This window comes from Leuconostoc sp. C5, from assembly GCF_056530425.1.
Genome location: NZ_CP134351.1, coordinates 1,782,501 through 1,799,560, shown reverse-complemented (window position 1 = coordinate 1,799,560; position 17,060 = coordinate 1,782,501). Strand labels below are relative to the sequence as shown.

At 40.0% G+C, this 17,060-nt stretch carries 11 protein-coding genes, 1 tRNA gene, 2 rRNA genes and 1 pseudogene (1 of these 15 only partly in view); 9 read left to right on the top strand and 6 right to left on the bottom strand.

The window, feature by feature from the left end; genetic code table 11:
• Positions 1 to 45: 45 nt before the first annotated feature.
• The 4 genes from RHP56_RS09165 to RHP56_RS09150 all read right to left on the bottom strand — a co-directional run bounded on the left by RHP56_RS09165 (position 46) and on the right by RHP56_RS09150 (position 3,872).
• The gene (locus tag RHP56_RS09165) at positions 46 to 489 is read right to left on the bottom strand and encodes a universal stress protein (RefSeq protein ID WP_011680419.1); all 444 of its coding nucleotides are present in this window, start codon (positions 487 to 489) and stop codon (positions 46 to 48) included.
• 391 nt (positions 490 to 880) lie between these two features.
• Positions 881 to 2,167, bottom strand: a complete 1,287-nt coding sequence (locus tag RHP56_RS09160; protein WP_096638722.1) for a replication-associated recombination protein A — start codon at positions 2,165 to 2,167, stop codon at positions 881 to 883.
• Positions 2,168 to 2,173: 6 nt separating this feature from the next.
• Positions 2,174 to 2,548: a DUF1694 domain-containing protein gene (locus RHP56_RS09155; protein ID WP_011680416.1), complete on the bottom strand. Its 375-nt coding sequence runs from the start codon at positions 2,546 to 2,548 to the stop codon at positions 2,174 to 2,176.
• A 94-nt stretch (positions 2,549 to 2,642) separates the two neighbouring features.
• On the bottom strand, positions 2,643 to 3,872 hold the full coding sequence (locus RHP56_RS09150) for an MDR family MFS transporter (protein ID WP_096638721.1): 1,230 nt from the start codon (positions 3,870 to 3,872) through the stop codon (positions 2,643 to 2,645).
• A 110-nt stretch (positions 3,873 to 3,982) separates the two neighbouring features.
• Between RHP56_RS09150 and RHP56_RS09145 the strand changes: the two are divergent.
• Positions 3,983 to 5,692 (top strand): annotated as a pseudogene (locus RHP56_RS09145) (ABC transporter substrate-binding protein).
• Positions 5,693 to 5,816: 124 nt separating this feature from the next.
• Here RHP56_RS09145 and rpsD read toward each other — a convergent pair.
• Positions 5,817 to 6,428 carry a 30S ribosomal protein S4 gene (gene rpsD / locus RHP56_RS09140; RefSeq protein WP_011680413.1) on the bottom strand — a complete coding sequence of 204 codons (612 nt, stop codon included), beginning with the start codon at positions 6,426 to 6,428 and terminating at the stop codon, positions 5,817 to 5,819.
• A 305-nt stretch (positions 6,429 to 6,733) separates the two neighbouring features.
• Between rpsD and ezrA the strand changes: the two genes are divergently transcribed.
• A complete protein-coding gene (gene ezrA / locus RHP56_RS09135) occupies positions 6,734 to 8,449 on the top strand; it encodes a septation ring formation regulator EzrA (protein WP_011680412.1) in 1,716 nt (571 codons plus the stop codon).
• Positions 8,450 to 8,500: 51 nt separating this feature from the next.
• Here the strand turns inward: ezrA and RHP56_RS09130 are convergent, their stop codons facing one another.
• Positions 8,501 to 9,901 carry an APC family permease gene (locus tag RHP56_RS09130; protein WP_011680411.1) on the bottom strand — a complete coding sequence of 467 codons (1,401 nt, stop codon included), beginning with the start codon at positions 9,899 to 9,901 and terminating at the stop codon, positions 8,501 to 8,503.
• Positions 9,902 to 10,017: 116 nt separating this feature from the next.
• Here RHP56_RS09130 and RHP56_RS09125 point away from each other — a divergent pair, with 116 nt between their 5' ends.
• The 7 genes from RHP56_RS09125 to RHP56_RS09095 form a co-directional block, all read left to right on the top strand.
• Positions 10,018 to 10,608: a nucleoside/nucleotide kinase family protein gene (locus tag RHP56_RS09125; protein WP_011680410.1), complete on the top strand. Its 591-nt coding sequence runs from the start codon at positions 10,018 to 10,020 to the stop codon at positions 10,606 to 10,608.
• Positions 10,609 to 10,883: 275 nt separating this feature from the next.
• Positions 10,884 to 12,077, top strand: a complete 1,194-nt coding sequence (locus RHP56_RS09120) for an aminotransferase class I/II-fold pyridoxal phosphate-dependent enzyme (protein ID WP_462794692.1) — start codon at positions 10,884 to 10,886, stop codon at positions 12,075 to 12,077.
• Positions 12,074 to 13,063, top strand: a complete 990-nt coding sequence (locus tag RHP56_RS09115; protein ID WP_025268496.1) for a D-2-hydroxyacid dehydrogenase — start codon at positions 12,074 to 12,076, stop codon at positions 13,061 to 13,063. The genes RHP56_RS09120 and RHP56_RS09115 overlap by 4 nt, the downstream gene beginning before the upstream one ends.
• 34 nt (positions 13,064 to 13,097) lie before the next feature.
• Positions 13,098 to 14,156, top strand: coding sequence for a PTS sugar transporter subunit IIC (locus RHP56_RS09110; protein ID WP_102753424.1), 1,059 nt, complete (start codon positions 13,098 to 13,100; stop codon positions 14,154 to 14,156).
• Positions 14,157 to 14,660: 504 nt separating this feature from the next.
• A 16S ribosomal RNA gene (locus tag RHP56_RS09105) occupies positions 14,661 to 16,211 on the top strand.
• A gap of 114 nt (positions 16,212 to 16,325) precedes the next feature.
• Positions 16,326 to 16,398, top strand: a tRNA-Ala gene (locus tag RHP56_RS09100).
• Between the two features lie 188 nt (positions 16,399 to 16,586).
• Positions 16,587 to 17,060 (top strand): 23S ribosomal RNA (locus RHP56_RS09095); it runs 2,442 nt beyond the window's last position.
• The 16S and 23S rRNA genes sit together here with 1 tRNA gene alongside, the layout of an rRNA operon.

Sequence of the window (17,060 nt, the reverse complement as noted above, 5' to 3'; positions counted from 1 at the left end):
AAAGACACTACATCATTGTAGTGTCTTTTTTATATGAGCAATAACTTAACCGCGAACTACTAGGACGTCAACTTTAGCAGATCTCGTTACGAATTCAGTAACAGAACCAATAACTAAACGTTCTACAGCATTTAATCCAGTTGCACCAATGACAATCAAATCAGCATTGACTTCGTTAGGTACATCTTTAGCGATTAACGACTTGGGCGAACCATATTCGATTAGATAATCGACATTTTTAACACCAGCTTCAATTGCCTGTGCTTTATATTTTTCTAAGCTTTTACGCGTTTCATCTGAAACTGCTTCAACCATTGTATCGTCAAAACTAGCCACATTTTGAAATGCACGGGTATCGATAACGTTTAAAATTGACAAGATGCCTTCATCACCAGCATCCAAGGTCAGTTCAATCGCGCGCGTTAATGCAGCTTCAGATTCTTTTGATCCATCCATTGGTACTAAAATCCTATGATAATTTGCTGTCATAATAACATCCCTTCTTGCAATATGCAATGCGTTCTTCTATACCTCTAGTATAGCGCTTTCATAATAAAATTAATAGTATGTTCTTTAACCTAATTAAACACTGATTTTAATTTATACAAAAAAAACGCCCACAAATGTGGACGCACGGGCTTAGCCCGGAACACTCAATTGATACCGTTAATCGCTACGCAGATTTTCCTCGAAATTATCGAGGTGGATGGTTCATCAAGATTGTCAGATTACCGAATGAAAGGGCATATCTTCTAAGTCCTGAATTCCCAACCGAAAATAAAAGTTGTAAGGAAAAAGCTGATGATGTAGCAATGCGTATATCTGAGGAATTCATATAGTATTATAACGCGAAAACTCGTTAACTGAAAGACTTGACTTTTTAGTTTAGCCCGTTTTCTTGTCGCAATTTTAGTGTCTGATAGACATCAAATAATTGTTGTTCAATTTTCGAATTACCTTTAGGATGAAAATACTGAGTGTTTGTCATTTTATCTGGTAAATATTGTTGAGCTACCCAATCATTATCATAGTCATGCGGATATGTGTAATCTACACCGTGATTCAACTCCGAAGATCCCTTATAATGTGCATCTTTTAAATGATCAGGTATATCGTAAGATTTGCCATGACGAACATCACTAATAGCCAAGTCAATTGCTTTGTAGGCCGAATTAGATTTAGGTGAGAGAGAAAGTTCAATAATAGCATTGGCGATCGGAATTCTGGCTTCTGGAAATCCTAGTGTTTGCGCGGCTTGAATAGCAGTTACTGCCCGCTGAGCTGCCGGTGGATTTGCCAACCCAATATCTTCGTATGCAATAACGGTAAGTCGGCGTGCTAAAATCGGTAAATCACCGGATTCGATAATGCGGGCAGCGTAGTGTAACGCCGCATCGGTGTCGGATCCGCGAATTGATTTTTGTAGTGCTGAAATCACATCATAATGCGCATCCCCATCTTTATCTGCTGATAATGCTTTGCGTTGCACAGTCTCTTCAATGATTGGCAAACTGATATGAACGACACCCTTTTTATCTGCTTTTGTTGATAAAACCGCTAATTCTAAACCATTTAAAGCACTGCGTAAATCACCATTTGTTGCTCGCGATAACTGTAACATAGCGTTATCATCGAGAACGATATTGTATTGCCCAAGGCCTTTTTCTTTATCAGCAATGGCTCTTTTAACAGCGCTTGTGATATCTGTTTCACTTAGACTGTTAACTTCAAATATTTGCGTTCTAGAACGAATAGCTGGTGTGACATTAATATAAGGGTTTTCTGTCGTCGCACCGATTAATATAATTGCTCCGGACTCCAAATGTGGTAGTAAAAAGTCTTGTTTGATTTTGTTTAAGCGATGAATTTCGTCTAGTAACAAGACGACAGTCCCTGACATTTTTGCTTCTTCGACAATGATTTGTAAATCTTTTTGGCTATCGGTAGCAGCGTTTAGCATGCGAAACGCATATTTTGATGAACCGGCAATGGCACTAGCTATTGATGTTTTACCAGTACCAGGCGGCCCGTACAAAATCATCGAACTCAGCCGATGAGCAGCGACCATGCGCCAGATGATTTTGCCTTCACCAACTAAATGTTGTTGGCCAACAATCTCTTCAATTTTTGTGGGGCGCATACGGTACGCTAGCGGTTCTTGTGTCATAAACGTTTATCCTAAGTAAATATTATCTACGTTGACAGCAGTATTAGCGGCTAGTACCACTGCAATTGGATCTTCTTGATGTGCGGATTTTGTAGAGTCGGAAAGCAAGGTGAAACTATGTTTGCTCTGCGTTGCTAAACCGACATACGTTGAAAAATAGTCGCCGGCAAGTTGCTGATCAATTAGAACCTTGCCAATGCTATGTGATTTAAGTGATGCGGCAAATTGTGATTGGATGTTTGAATTGCCTAATTGAGAGACCTTAATTGCGACAATGACACGTTCTCGGAACGTGCCAAGATAGCGGTTTTGCTCATCAGGGTTAATTTTTGGGCTGCCATTACCAAGCTGTTCTTGTTGTAAGCGTTCATTGACGTCCATGATTTTCTCCATTAATATTTGATACTTCTATTATACGTTATCTTAGTCGTTAATTTGTACCTAAACTCTCAGTCAATGGGGCGCAATGCTAAACCTACATGTTGCTTTGGTTATCTGGTATTAAACGTAATGCCCAAAGAGTTAAGATAATCGCTCCTAATCCCAGAAAAATAATCGCGGTAGCTATACCAAACGAACCAAGAAATGGTGCGCCAATCAGCATTGATGATGCAATGACTTTTCCTAATTGAAAAATTGAACCATTAAAAGCAAGGTAGGCACCACGTTTATTTTCTGGCATTAAATCGGCTAATTTTGATTGACGTGTTGGGACATACATCAATTCACCAAAAGATAATATGAAGCTTGAAAAAATTAATAAGGGTAGCGTGTTGACGTATGCTTGCAGAGCGTAGCCTAACGTAAATAATGTAGTACCCATTACAAATATTTTTTTCGTGTTGCGATTAGTTATCCAACGAGATATTGGTGCAGTAAACAAAACAATAATAGCTGTATTAATGCTTGTCAATAGACTTAACATTTTTACACCATCAAATGATATACCTAACCATTTTGTATGGATAAAACTTTGTGCCAAATGAATGGCGATAAAGTTAGTGCGTTGAAACTCAACACTAAGTAATAAGATGCCACCTAATGTGAAGATAACAAAACGAACATCGCATAATACAATCTGGTAACTATGAAATACAGACTGAAACCCAACGTGACATTTTATATTAACCATTTGTTCATGGGTTTCAGTAATTAAATATTTGGTCAAAAGTAACGAACTAATATTTATGATGACTAAAATAGTAGTAAGTAATAAGAAATGCCGTTCAAATAACCAGCCACCAATGATCATCCCAATCATCAATGCCAGGTTATTCGCCCAATAATTGATGGCATACATGAAGGCGCGTGTTTTTTCAGTTGAGACGTCGATGAGCATTGCTTCACTAGCTGGGCTAATCAAGCCACTAGCAATATTTCCAAGAAACATCATCACGAAGGTTAGCCAAGGAAAATGATAAACGGGTAGATTAGCGCAGACAATACCAATAGAAGCCAATAACTTAATGAACTCCCCAAAAAGAAGTAAACGTCGTCTCCCAAATACATCCGTTAAGTATCCACCATAAATGCCAGCTAGAAAAGAAATGATGATATTTATCATCATTAACACACCGGTGATTTGTGCATTGTAAGCATGAAAAAGGTAAATCGACATAAAAGGAAATATGAGAGAACTTCCGAGGCGACTTAAAAATTCAATTTGGATTCTTTTTCTGATGTTTGGATGTAAATTTTTCCACATATTGTTTATCCTACTTTCAAACGATATGTTAAGATTATAAAATAGACATCTAGATATTAAAATGGACATCTATATAGAAAAATGTCCACTTTAAAAGGTGAGTGAAATTAATGATTGATCAGACATACTTTGATTTACGAATGACATATCAACAATTTGGGCAAAAACTAACTATCAGTATTTCTGAATTAGCTAAGTTTTGGTCGATATCAACAAAGCAGGTTAAACGTCGTTTACGCGCTTATGAAGAGCAAAAACTTTTGCATTATTACCCCGGACAAGGGCGTGGACATCTAACGCAAATCATTTTTCAAAGTAGCTTCAGAGATGAGGTGATTATGGAGATGAAGCAAGCAATTGTTACTGAGGACACAATAACGATTTTCTACTTGCTAAAATTATCAGTACCTGCCAGCTGGCTGGCATCTTTTCGGGGAAATCTCACTAATTTTTTAGGCATACAAACGTATAGTGAAAATAAGCGTGTTTTAAGACAGCTGGCGACACGTCCTATTACTACTTTAGATCCTGTTCAAGTGGCCATTCGACGTGAGTATCAATTAGTTTTGCAGTTGGGAGATACATTAGTTCAATTCGATGAAGGATTGAAAGCTGGATTGGCTCACCATTGGCAGTCAAATAACGATGCCACCGTTTGGACGTTTTATTTGCGCAAAGGGGTACGATTTCATAATGGGAAAACGATGACAGCGGTTGATGTGAAACGCACGTTTGAACGAGTTCGAAATGAAGTGGGGGAATCGTACTGGTAACTTGTTAATTTAGTGGATATCATCTTGCTAGCAGATGATATTGTCCAGTTCAAATTTTCAGCACCTGAACCCTTATTCGTGAGATATGTTGTTGATGCAAAATATGTTATTGTTGATTGTGATGTTGAATTTGATGAAATTCATTGGGTGGGGACAGGTGCATTTCAGGTGACGGAAAGTACTGATACGACGTTCAAACTGGCGGCTTTTGATGATTATTACGGGTTGCGTCCGATGATAGATGAAGTAGTTTATTATTTAGTAGATGACTGGAAAGTTGTGTCAGGTCTCCTTAATCCGGCGGATTACGGCAATCATGATTATGTGAAAAAGAAGCATACATTTCCTGGTGCAGAGTTTATTATTTCCAACTTAAAACGCCCAACAATAATTCAACAACCATTCGTTCGATCAGCTTTATATCATGTTATTGATACACGAGTTTACGATGGCATTGGCGGAATTCCTGCCAGTCATTATGATTCTCGTGATTCAGCAGTACGAAGGGATAAAACATTAGCGCAGGCTCAAAAAAAATTAAATCAAGCGAACTATCAAGGGGAGCCTATCGTTCTAGCTACGTTATCACATTCAAAAGAAGCTGAAGAACTTTCAAAATGGATTCAAAGGCGTGCTAAGAAAATCGGATTGAACATGGAAATAATTTACTATAATTTTGCTACAGATTACTATACTGAATTTTTAGAAAAAAATGCAGACTTAGTCATGTTGGCTGACATTCCCATGAACCTCGATGAATTTGCGTACATTGAATTTGTTAGTAGTCCGACATTGCTTGTACAAAGAATGCTAACGCCGTCGTTATTAGAACAACTTCAGTATTTAATTTTTCTTTTCAAACAAACTGAAAATGAAAAAGACCGACATCTTATTTATTTGAAAATTGATAATTGGCTAATAAAACAAAACATCTTATTTTACACGACTCATGCTGTTCGAGAAATATATGTCCATCAGTTTTTAGTAAATGAAGGGTATCAATATGATTATAAAAATGCTTGGAAAATGCCAGAAATAAATAATTAAACGAATAAAAAAGTTCGCACAAAAAGGCAGCCCAAAATCAGGCTGCCTTTTTGCTCGTTACTAATAAAAATTAAAAAACGTCACCCAAATATGGTGACGTTTCAACCAACTAAGAATTAAAATATTAACCCAAGTGGTTGTAATATTCGACGATCAACGCTTCGTTGATGTCAGCATCTAGCTCTTCACGTTCTGGCAAACGAACGAGTGAACCTTCAAGCTTTTCAGTGTCTAATGATACGAATTGTGGGCGAGCCACAACTGATTCGATAGCAGCTTGAATAGGCAAGATGTTCTTTGACTTTTCGCGAACTGATACAACTTGTCCAGGTTGAACGCTGTATGAAGGAATATCAACGCGCTTACCATCTACTAAGATATGACCATGATTAACAAGTTGACGTGCTTGTTGGCGTGTTGTTGCCAAACCGAGACGATAAACAACTGAATCTAAACGTTGTTCCAATGAGATCATGAAGTTAGTACCATGAGTACCCTTACGAATCTTACCAGCCTTGTTAAACAAAGCTTTGAATTGACGTTCAGTCAAACCGTAAGTAAAACGCAACTTTTGCTTTTCGCGCAATTGCATTCCGTATTCAGAAATTTTAGCACGACGGCCGGCACCGTGATCACCAGGTGCGTAAGCACGACGTGACAATTCTTTACCAGTACCAGACAATGAAACACCTAAGCGACGTGAGATACGCCACTTTGGACCTGTATAACGTGACATGTATATGTCCTCCAAAATGTATTATGCTGTACATTTGAGGGTAAGTACCAGATGCGTGCAGCGCCTATCTTGACGTTTCTCAGAGCCAGTAGCTATGGCCTTACTAACGATTTGGGGCGTTGTTGACGCGCTTCTTTACTTACTGCTACTCAATTTAACAACTTATTACATAATATCAGAACCATTAAGGAATAGCAAATTGTTAAGAAAATTGTAAACGATTTGAGATTTAGCAAATCTCCTTTAATTGAATCGTATAAGTGCTAAGATGGAAAGTGAAAATTAAAAGGTTGGAAACTATCCATATGTTTAACTTTACAGTCTTAGCAATTATATTACTTTTGGTTGTCATCGCTTATTTAGCAATATTTGTGATGCAAAGAACTACGGTCAAAAAAGTTAGTGACCTCAGAGCAAGAAAAGATCAGCTTGAATCTTTGAAAGTTCGCGAAGAGCTTGTCGAGGGACGAAAGTTACCTTTAACAGGTCAGTCTTTAAAGAACTATCAGAAATTTGAGAGTTCTTTTAATGATGTTCAAAATAATAAGTTTTTGAAAATTGATCAACAAGCTAATTTAGTACTTTTTGAGGCTCGAGGCATCAACTTTATTAAAACGCGTAATGAATTAGAACGTTTGCAAGGTATGGTGGATGATACGGAAACTACCATTAAAGATGTGCGGGCTGGTCTGCTTGATTTAAAGAAAACTGATGAAGAGCATCGCGAGGCAATCAACGATCTTAAGAAGAAGTATGAAGGATTGCGTAAGCGTTTGCTTGCTGAAAACTTTAAGTTTGGACCAGCTAACCCTGCTCTAGATAAGTTTTTGAGTCAATTAGAAGCAGACTACGATGAGTTTACAGAGTTAACAGAGAATGGTGACCACGCTACGGCCTCTGATATTTATGAGCAATTAGCGATGGAAACAACTCAAATGGAAAAAATGATGGCTGATATTCCAGATTTGTTTGATCAATTAAACATTAAGTATGTTGATCAATTAAATGAACTAGCCCAAGGGCACACTAAGCTTGTAGAAGCCGGTTATGTTTTTCCAAACGATAGCGTGGAGCAAGAACTTCAAGCAATTGACTCACAACGTCAGCAAGTTTTGAATTTATTAGCAGATTTGAAGCTAAAGGAAGTAACGGAACAAACTGGATATATCGAACAGCGCATTGATGCAATGTACGAAACGATGGAAACGGAAGTAACGGCGCGCAAGCACGTCACTAAAAATGCCGATCGTCTATCTTCTGATTTGTTACGTCTGCGTGAGCAGAATCAGACACTATCGATCGAGCTGGATAGATTAGGTCAAAGCTTCCAATTTAATCATAAAGAGTTGGAAACACGACGTACTTTACTTGAACAAATCAACATGGCAGAGGAGCAAATTAATCATAATGATGATTTGCTTGAGGCCAAAGAAATATCATACAGTGAGTTGCAAATTCAGCAAGAAAAATTGCTGAAGCAGTTTGAAGAAATTGAGACACAACAGGTAGACATTTGGGATAAAATTTCTGGTCTAGAAAAAGCTGACCGATCAGCTAGACAGCTGGGTGGGCAATACCAAAAAGAAGTTGAAGCCATTAAGCATGCTGTTGAACGGATGAATTTGCCTGGTTTACCAGTCGCTTATCTAGAATATTTTTACGCTGTATCAAACGAATTAAAGCGTCTCGCTAAGTCATTAAATACAAATTTGATTGATATGGATGAGGTACAACGTCAATTGAACATTGTATCAGCTGACATTGATACATTAAAAGAAAAGACAGAAGAAATTGTTGATCAGGCTGCACTGACGGAACAGCTATTACAATATGCTAATCGTTATCGTGCTTCGAATGAGCGTGTTGCTGCTGCAAGCGAGCAAGCACGGATGTTTTACGAGAGGGATTATAATTTCAAGCAGGCAATGGATATCCTCGGCTCAGCTCTTGACAGTGCTGAACCAGGTGTTTATGAAAGATTAGTTGATTCATACATGCGTCGAAAAACACCATTAGTATAGTAAACATAAAAGGAGCCACCGCTATTGAGCGGTGGCTCCTTTTATGTTAGGTTATGATAATTTAGAATGCTTAATGCCATAGGAGAAGTACCAGATAACACCAAGTAGTAACCAGAGGCCAAACATTTTGAGTGTCTCGGCAGATAGCTGTGTAATAAAGAACAAACTTATCATACCTGCAATAAACGGTACAATTGGATAGCCAGGTACTTTGAAACCATCGTGAGCTAAATCTTTACGACGACGAAGGATTAAGATACCAAAATTGATAAAGGCGAATGCTGTTAAAGTACCTGCATTAATTAAACTAGCCAATGTGCTGAGGGGGATAAGGCCCGCAAAAATAACCTCAACGGCAACTGCCAAAATTAGTGCATTTACTGGTAAATGCGATCCTGGTGATATTTTACCTAGGCTGCGGGGGAGCAAACCGTCACGCCCGAAGGAATAAGTTAAACGGGATGAAGCATAGATCAAGGCTAATACAGCTGTGAACATACCGATTAACGCACCAATAGTAATGACGATAGAGAACTGTGTTTGATGGACAACTTGCAGTGCAAATGCTGCTGGGTCATCAACACCAAGTTTTTTATAATTGACAATTCCCGTTAACACTATAGAGAAGAGTGTATATAATAGGGCTGAAATAATAACCGTACCAACAATACCCTTGGCCATTGTCTTTTGTGGGTTTTTAACTTCAGCAGCGTGGGCGGCGATGGTATCAAAGCCTAGAAAAGCAAAAATAATGCTGGCGGTTGCGGCCCAAATTCCGTTCAAACCGCCCAATCCACTGTGAAATTCTTTAGGGTAAAATGGTACATAATTGCTTGTTTTAATAAAAAATGATCCGCCAACAATGAACAAGATTAAAATGGCAATTTTGATAACGACTGCGCCATTTTCAACTTTCTTTGAGGTGTTTAATCCTCGTGATAGTATAGCAGCGACGAATAAAATAATTAATACTGCAAATAAATTGACAATTCCGCCCTCCATTGGACCGGCAGATAGATATTTAGGGATGTGAATGCCAAATATAGCTAATAAATTACCAAGGTAGGCTGAAAATCCGGTTGCAATTGCTGATACTGCTAAGAAATATTCAACAATTAATGACCAACCCAATAGCCAACCAATGATTTCTCCGTAAATAGCACCCCCGTATGAGTAAGCTGAGCCAGCAACTGGCATGGCTGCTGAGAACTCAGCAAAAGCCATACCTGATAATCCAGAGAAAATTGCAGCAATTAGAAATGCAATAGCGACTGCTGGACCTGCATGATCAGCGGCTTCGTGGCCGGGTAAAATAAATATTCCTGTACCAATGACTGTGCCTACTCCTAGACTAATCAAGTCGCGCGTTGTTAAAACACGCGACATATGTGAATCTGCACTCAGGTAATTATCAACAGATTCCCGCTTAAAAGCTCGCGCAAGAAGTGACATAATAGTTCTCCCATTTTTAATAGTTTTTGTACACCAGCTATTTTATCAATTTCAAGTATACTTGTCGAACTTTATAAATAGTTTTACGATACAATAATAACTAAGGAATTTGAATGATGAAAAATAACAAAGTTTTTGTAATTACTGGTGCCACAGGTGTCGGTAAGACAACAATTGCCCGCTATTTGCAAGATACATATCGGATGCCACGAGTTTTAACGCATACAACGCGCCCCCCGCGGGAGCGGGAAGAGGACGGCATAGCCTATTATTTTGAAACTGATAATAGTTTTGAAAAGAATCATTATTTGGAACGGGTGCAGTATGCTGGGTATAAGTACGGCTCATCATACGAGGCATTAGAGCGCGCTTGGGGAAAAAATCCATATGCAACAATTGTCTTGGACACTGCGGGGGCTATTACGTATTCTCAGGAACTAGGTGAACAAGCTGTAATCATTTTCGTTACAGTCACGCATCCTGATATGTTAATTGACCGCGTGCAAGTTCGAGGAGATGATCCATTAGTGGTTGAACAACGAATAGCCTCGCCGGAATTTTTACGCGACGTAACTTTGCCAAAAGAACTGAAGAATGTTGCCTACGAACTAGCGAACGATGATTGGGCAAAAACTAAAGTACGTCTCGATCTACTTGTCAATGATATTATGAGCGGCCGTAGTCTACCCAAAAAAGGTAAAATGTGATTTTGTTAATAAGAAACTTGACAAATGATGGAATTAATATTAAAATTAATCTCATAAAAATAAAAAAGGTTTTAACACAATGTCACATTTAATGAACAAAACTACAGCAAATTTTTACTTTAAGTATTCTGGCTAACTATCCAAGTACTTAAGGCATTTTGCGTAGGTATTCGGATTAACCCTCTGAATGCCTAGTGAGTTCATCTACATTTGAGCAAACGCACATTCAGAATTTTTTCTGGATGTGCGTTTTGTGTTAAATTAGGGAGAAAATTATGCCAGAAGTAAAACCCTCGTTATTGAATAATCTCAATCAACATTTGAAACTTGTTGGTCCATCTGCTATTCGAGCATTTGATATTGAGGTGAGTGAGATTCCAGATATTATTAAGCTGACGTTAGGGGAACCGGATTTTAATGTACCCGATCACATCAAACAAGCGGCAATTCGGTCGATTGAAGCAAATGATTCACACTATGCTGCATCAAATGGTACGATCCATTTACGTGAGGCTGCGGCTGGATTTTTGGCAGACCGTTATGATATCGATTACGATCCTACTAACGAAATTATTGTAACTATAGGGGCAACTGAAGCTATTTATGATACGCTCACAACTATATTAAATCCGGGGGATAAAATAATACTCCCTACACCGATTTTTCCATTATATATAGCAGTGGGATTAGTAGATGGTGCTGAACCAGTATTTATCGACACTTCTTCAAATGATTTTGTGTTAAGTCCAGAGATGCTCAAGGCTGCAATTGCCAAGCATGGGGATGATATCAAAGCTGTTGTATTAAACTTTCCATCTAATCCAACTGGGGTTACTTACAATGATGAACAAATAAAAGCGATTGCAGATGTTTTGCGTGGTACTGACATTATTGTTATTTCCGATGAGATTTACTCTGAGCTATCATATGAAAATAGTCATGTATCAATGGCTAAATATTTGCCTGAACAAACAATTTTGCTGAATGGTGTTTCAAAATCACATGCAATGACTGGTTATCGCATTGGTATTTTGGCTGGCCCAGCACGATTGGTTCAAAAAATAGCGATGATTCACCAATTTGCAACAACAACTGCCTCTAATCCAGCTATGGCTGCAGCTACAGAGGCGTTAGGAACAGAGGCAGGGCGGCAAGATACGTTAGTCATGAAGGCTGAGTATCTTCAACGACGTGATTATGTCTATGACACAATGACACAACTTGGTTTTAAAGTTGCTAAACCAGATGGAGCATTTTATATTTTTGCTAAAATACCGGCTGGCTATATTCAGGATGATTTTGCTTTTGCTCGTGATTTAGCTCAAAATAATGGTCTAGCTTTGATTCCAGGTTCGTCATTTGGTCCTGGAGGAGAAGGGTATGTTCGACTAAGCTATGCGGCATCCATTGAAACATTGCAAAAAGCTATGCACCGTTTGACTGCTTATATGGAAGAAAATGGTAAATGAATAAAATATTGATGACAAGTGTGCGTAGTGACGAAGAGCAGGCTATTCGTCACTACGCTGAAAAGAATAATGTGGAAATAGTGATTTCTCGTGATGATTTCCATCCTGAAACACTACCTGACTTAACAGAAATTGACGGATTAGTCATACAACAAACTGCAAAAATTGGTGGGGATCAACAATTTTATCATCATATTGCTAAACAAATAACTCAAATAGCGACACGGACTGCTGGTTATGACATGATTGAAGTTGATCTGGCTAAAAAAGCTGGTTTGAAAATAACAAATGTACCAGCCTATTCACCAAGATCAGTAGCCGAAATGGCGCTTATGCAGATCCTGAGATTATTGCGTCATACGCCAGAATTTGACAAACGGATTGCTAACAATGATTTTCGCTGGACAGGTCTTCAAGCGAGAGAAATTCACTCTGTTACTATCGGCATTGTCGGTGTAGGACGAATTGGTGGGACATTGGCAAAACTACTAAATAGTATTGGTGTCAATGTCTTAGGTTACGATACAGACCGCGATGCTTCACTTTGTGATGTGATTACCTACGTTACAAAAGATGAGCTATTGGCACAAAGTGACGTAATCAGTTTACATGTCGATTTAAATGAAACTTCAATTCATTTGCTTTCTGAGGCGGATTTCCTAAAAATGAAAAAGGGTGTGTTGTTAATAAATGCTTCGCGTGGCCCAGTTATCAACACAAGTGATTTAATTACTTTTTTAGAGAATGGTCAAGTGGGTGCCGTGGCACTGGATACGGTGGAAAATGAGTCCGGTGTTTTCAATCACGATTTACATGATCAGGGGGTGCAAGATGCACGCATCCAAAAACTATTATCAATGTCAAACGTCATTATTACGCCACATGTTGGCTTCTTTACTAACATAGCCGTCAAGAACATGGTTGACATTTCGTTAGATGATACTTTAATGATACTAAACGGACAATCTTCACCACACGAAGTTTAAATTAAGCGCTTCGGCGCATACATAGGAAAGAAATATGAAATCAGTTAAAAATAGTTCCGCGGCAACAATAAAAAAATTCATTATTGATATATTGAATGGTACGAGCTTGGGTGTAGTTTTGACTTTAATTCCTAGTGCATTGGTCAGTCAATTACTGTTATTGTTTTCTGGTAACGAAATTGCTACCCAGATTGCGTTTATGACGACACTGATTCAAAGTACATTGCCATTAGTAGCAGGATTTGCTGTGGGTCAAATTTTAAAATTGACAGTAATTGATTCAGGCGCCATCGCGCTTTCGATGTTTGTTTCTGCTGGTGTTGTGAAAAGCACAGCCAATGGCGCAATCATTTCTGGTAGCGGTGTGATGCTCAATATTTTGCTCGTAGCGTTTTTGGCATCTATATTGGTGAAGTTCACTGAGAAATCTTTTGGACATTTTAAAATATTATTACAGCCATTATTTGTAGCGGTTATTGCCGGCGGTATTGGGCTGATGACTTTACAGCCGATCAGTGTCTTGCAAACATGGATAGGGGATGGCGTCGCTTATGCTACTGAATTAACACCACTAGTAATGGGCGCGGTCTTGGGGGTGATTTTTGCTTTTCTTATTGTTTCCCCGTTATCTTCGGTAGGTATTGCGATGGCTATTAGCCTGGCAGGAGTTGGATCAGGCGCTGCTAATGCAGGAATTACAGTGGCAAGTTTTACATTAGCGTTAATGGGCGCTAGTGTGAATCCCATTGGTGGTACGTTGGCGCATTTTGTTGGCTCGCCAAAAATTCAAATGGCAAATATGTTAGTGAAACCCAAACTATTTATACCAACAAGTATTGGTGCGGCAATAATGGGGGCGGTAGCAACTATGTTGAATATCAAAGGGACGCCATTTTCCGCAGGATTTGGATTCTCTGGATTAGTCGGTCCGTTGACGGCTTGGTCGGAATCAGACAAAAGTCTTGTATCTATATTCAGCATTCTGCTGGTATTTGTCATACTTCCTGCTATTATCGCCACAGTTTTAAAATGGTTATTCATGACTAAGTTAAAAATGATTAAAGCAGAAGATCTCAAGCTAACGTTGCAGTAATTACTTAAGTAAAGGTAAAGGCAAAAGAACGAAAAGGAGGGAAGGGGTAAAAAAGGGGCGGATAAAGCGAATGAGGAGGTAAAGTAAGGGGATAAAAAGGGATAAAAAGCGAACGAAGGAAAGAGATAAAAAACAAGTAAAAAAAGTAGTTGACGAGGGGGAATAAAGTTGGTATATTAGTATATGTTCCGACGGAGCGAAGCGACGCAAAGCGTTGCGAGGCAAGGGGGAGCGAGAGCGTAAGGGCAGTGAGGTCGACGAAAACTTCTTAAAAGAAGTAGTTGACAAAGCGAAACGAGCGTGGTAGGATAATATAGTTGTCTCAGCGACAACGAGTAGCACATTGAAAACTGAACAAAACTTTGAACAAACGAATCTGTAGCTGTTACGTAAAGTAACAAAAACAAATTTGCGAAGTCAATTCGTAACAAACAATAAACGGATTACGTTATAGAGATATAGCGAAATATAGTCAGTTTAATCGAAGAGCAATCTTCAAATTTTCAAATTGAGAGTTTGATCCTGGCTCAGGATGAACGCTGGCGGCGTGCCTAATACATGCAAGTCGAACGCACAGCGAAAGGTGCTTGCACCTTTCAAGTGAGTGGCGAACGGGTGAGTAACACGTGGACAACCTGCCTCAAGGCTGGGGATAACATTTGGAAACAGATGCTAATACCGAATAAAACTTAGTGTCGCATGACACAAAGTTAAAAGGCGCTTCGGCGTCACCTAGAGATGGATCCGCGGTGCATTAGTTAGTTGGTGGGGTAAAGGCCTACCAAGACAATGATGCATAGCCGAGTTGAGAGACTGATCGGCCACATTGGGACTGAGACACGGCCCAAACTCCTACGGGAGGCTGCAGTAGGGAATCTTCCACAATGGGCGAAAGCCTGATGGAGCAACGCCGCGTGTGTGATGAAGGCTTTCGGGTCGTAAAGCACTGTTGTATGGGAAGAACAGCTAGAATAGGAAATGATTTTAGTTTGACGGTACCATACCAGAAAGGGACGGCTAAATACGTGCCAGCAGCCGCGGTAATACGTATGTCCCGAGCGTTATCCGGATTTATTGGGCGTAAAGCGAGCGCAGACGGTTTATTAAGTCTGATGTGAAAGCCCGGAGCTCAACTCCGGAATGGCATTGGAAACTGGTTAACTTGAGTGCAGTAGAGGTAAGTGGAACTCCATGTGTAGCGGTGGAATGCGTAGATATATGGAAGAACACCAGTGGCGAAGGCGGCTTACTGGACTGCAACTGACGTTGAGGCTCGAAAGTGTGGGTAGCAAACAGGATTAGATACCCTGGTAGTCCACACCGTAAACGATGAACACTAGGTGTTAGGAGGTTTCCGCCTCTTAGTGCCGAAGCTAACGCATTAAGTGTTCCGCCTGGGGAGTACGACCGCAAGGTTGAAACTCAAAGGAATTGACGGGGACCCGCACAAGCGGTGGAGCATGTGGTTTAATTCGAAGCAACGCGAAGAACCTTACCAGGTCTTGACATCCTTTGAAGCTTTTAGAGATAGAAGTGTTCTCTTCGGAGACAAAGTGACAGGTGGTGCATGGTCGTCGTCAGCTCGTGTCGTGAGATGTTGGGTTAAGTCCCGCAACGAGCGCAACCCTTATTGTTAGTTGCCAGCATTCAGATGGGCACTCTAGCGAGACTGCCGGTGACAAACCGGAGGAAGGCGGGGACGACGTCAGATCATCATGCCCCTTATGACCTGGGCTACACACGTGCTACAATGGCGTATACAACGAGTTGCCAACCCGCGAGGGTGAGCTAATCTCTTAAAGTACGTCTCAGTTCGGATTGTAGTCTGCAACTCGACTACATGAAGTCGGAATCGCTAGTAATCGCGGATCAGCACGCCGCGGTGAATACGTTCCCGGGTCTTGTACACACCGCCCGTCACACCATGGGAGTTTGTAATGCCCAAAGCCGGTGGCCTAACCTTTTAGGAAGGAGCCGTCTAAGGCAGGACAGATGACTGGGGTGAAGTCGTAACAAGGTAGCCGTAGGAGAACCTGCGGCTGGATCACCTCCTTTCTAAGGATAATCGGAAAGCGACAGGGACTTAAGTGTCAATTTGTTTGTTTCAAAGTTTTGTTTAGTTTTGAGTGTGATACTTTAATAGGTATCATGGTCTCAAAGTGATCCTATGGGGAATTAGCTCAGCTGGGAGAGCACCTGCTTTGCAAGCAGGGGGTCAGCGGTTCGATCCCGCTATTCTCCATAGCTAGTCGAAAGGCTAGCATGTTGTACATTGAAAACTGAATAGTAACAAATTCTTTTAAAAGCAATCGTAAGATTGCACTAAAATGAACCGAGAAACAACACAAAAAGTTCTTTAAAAAGAACGGTTTAATCGCAGGTCTGAAAAATGACCAACTCATAAACTTAAACCACAACTTCGGTTGTATAGGTTAAGTTAATAAGGGCGCGTGGTGAATGCCTTGGCACTAGGAGCCGATGAAGGACGTGACTAACTACGATAAGCTTTGGTGAGCGGTAAGTACGCTATGACCCAAAGATTTCCGAATGGGGAAACCCAACTCGTAAGAGTTGTCTGTATCTGAATACATAGGATATTTGACGGAATACGCTGTGAACTGAAACATCTCATTAGCAGCAGGAGCAGAAAGAAAAATCGATTCCCTAAGTAGCGGCGAGCGAACGGGGAAGAGCCCAAACCAACGTGCTTGCATGTTGGGGTTGTAGGACTGATATATAAGAGTTACAAAAGTGTTTTATAGCAGAACAAGTTGGGAAACTTGGCTATAGAGGGTGATAGCCCCGTAAGCGAAATGAAGCACACTCTTTTCAGGATCCTGAGTACGGCCGGACACGTGAAATCCGGTCGGAATCTGCGGGGACCATCCCGTAAGGCTAAATACT

Bases quoted from the DNA above. Each gene is read 5' to 3' on its own strand.
- RHP56_RS09165 (WP_011680419.1), bottom strand. From the start codon at position 489: ATGACAGCAAATTATCATAGGATTTTAGTACCAATGGATGGATCAAAA.
- RHP56_RS09160 (WP_096638722.1), bottom strand. From the start codon at position 2,167: ATGACACAAGAACCGCTAGCGTACCGTATGCGCCCCACAAAAATTGAA.
- RHP56_RS09115 (WP_025268496.1), top strand. From the start codon at position 12,074: ATGAATAAAATATTGATGACAAGTGTGCGTAGTGACGAAGAGCAGGCT.
- ezrA (WP_011680412.1), top strand. From the start codon at position 6,734: ATGTTTAACTTTACAGTCTTAGCAATTATATTACTTTTGGTTGTCATC.
- RHP56_RS09155 (WP_011680416.1), bottom strand. From the start codon at position 2,548: ATGGACGTCAATGAACGCTTACAACAAGAACAGCTTGGTAATGGCAGC.
- RHP56_RS09130 (WP_011680411.1), bottom strand. From the start codon at position 9,901: ATGTCACTTCTTGCGCGAGCTTTTAAGCGGGAATCTGTTGATAATTAC.
- RHP56_RS09125 (WP_011680410.1), top strand. From the start codon at position 10,018: ATGAAAAATAACAAAGTTTTTGTAATTACTGGTGCCACAGGTGTCGGT.
- rpsD (WP_011680413.1), bottom strand. From the start codon at position 6,428: ATGTCACGTTATACAGGTCCAAAGTGGCGTATCTCACGTCGCTTAGGT.
- RHP56_RS09150 (WP_096638721.1), bottom strand. From the start codon at position 3,872: ATGTGGAAAAATTTACATCCAAACATCAGAAAAAGAATCCAAATTGAA.
- RHP56_RS09110 (WP_102753424.1), top strand. From the start codon at position 13,098: ATGAAATCAGTTAAAAATAGTTCCGCGGCAACAATAAAAAAATTCATT.
- RHP56_RS09120 (WP_462794692.1), top strand. From the start codon at position 10,884: ATGCCAGAAGTAAAACCCTCGTTATTGAATAATCTCAATCAACATTTG.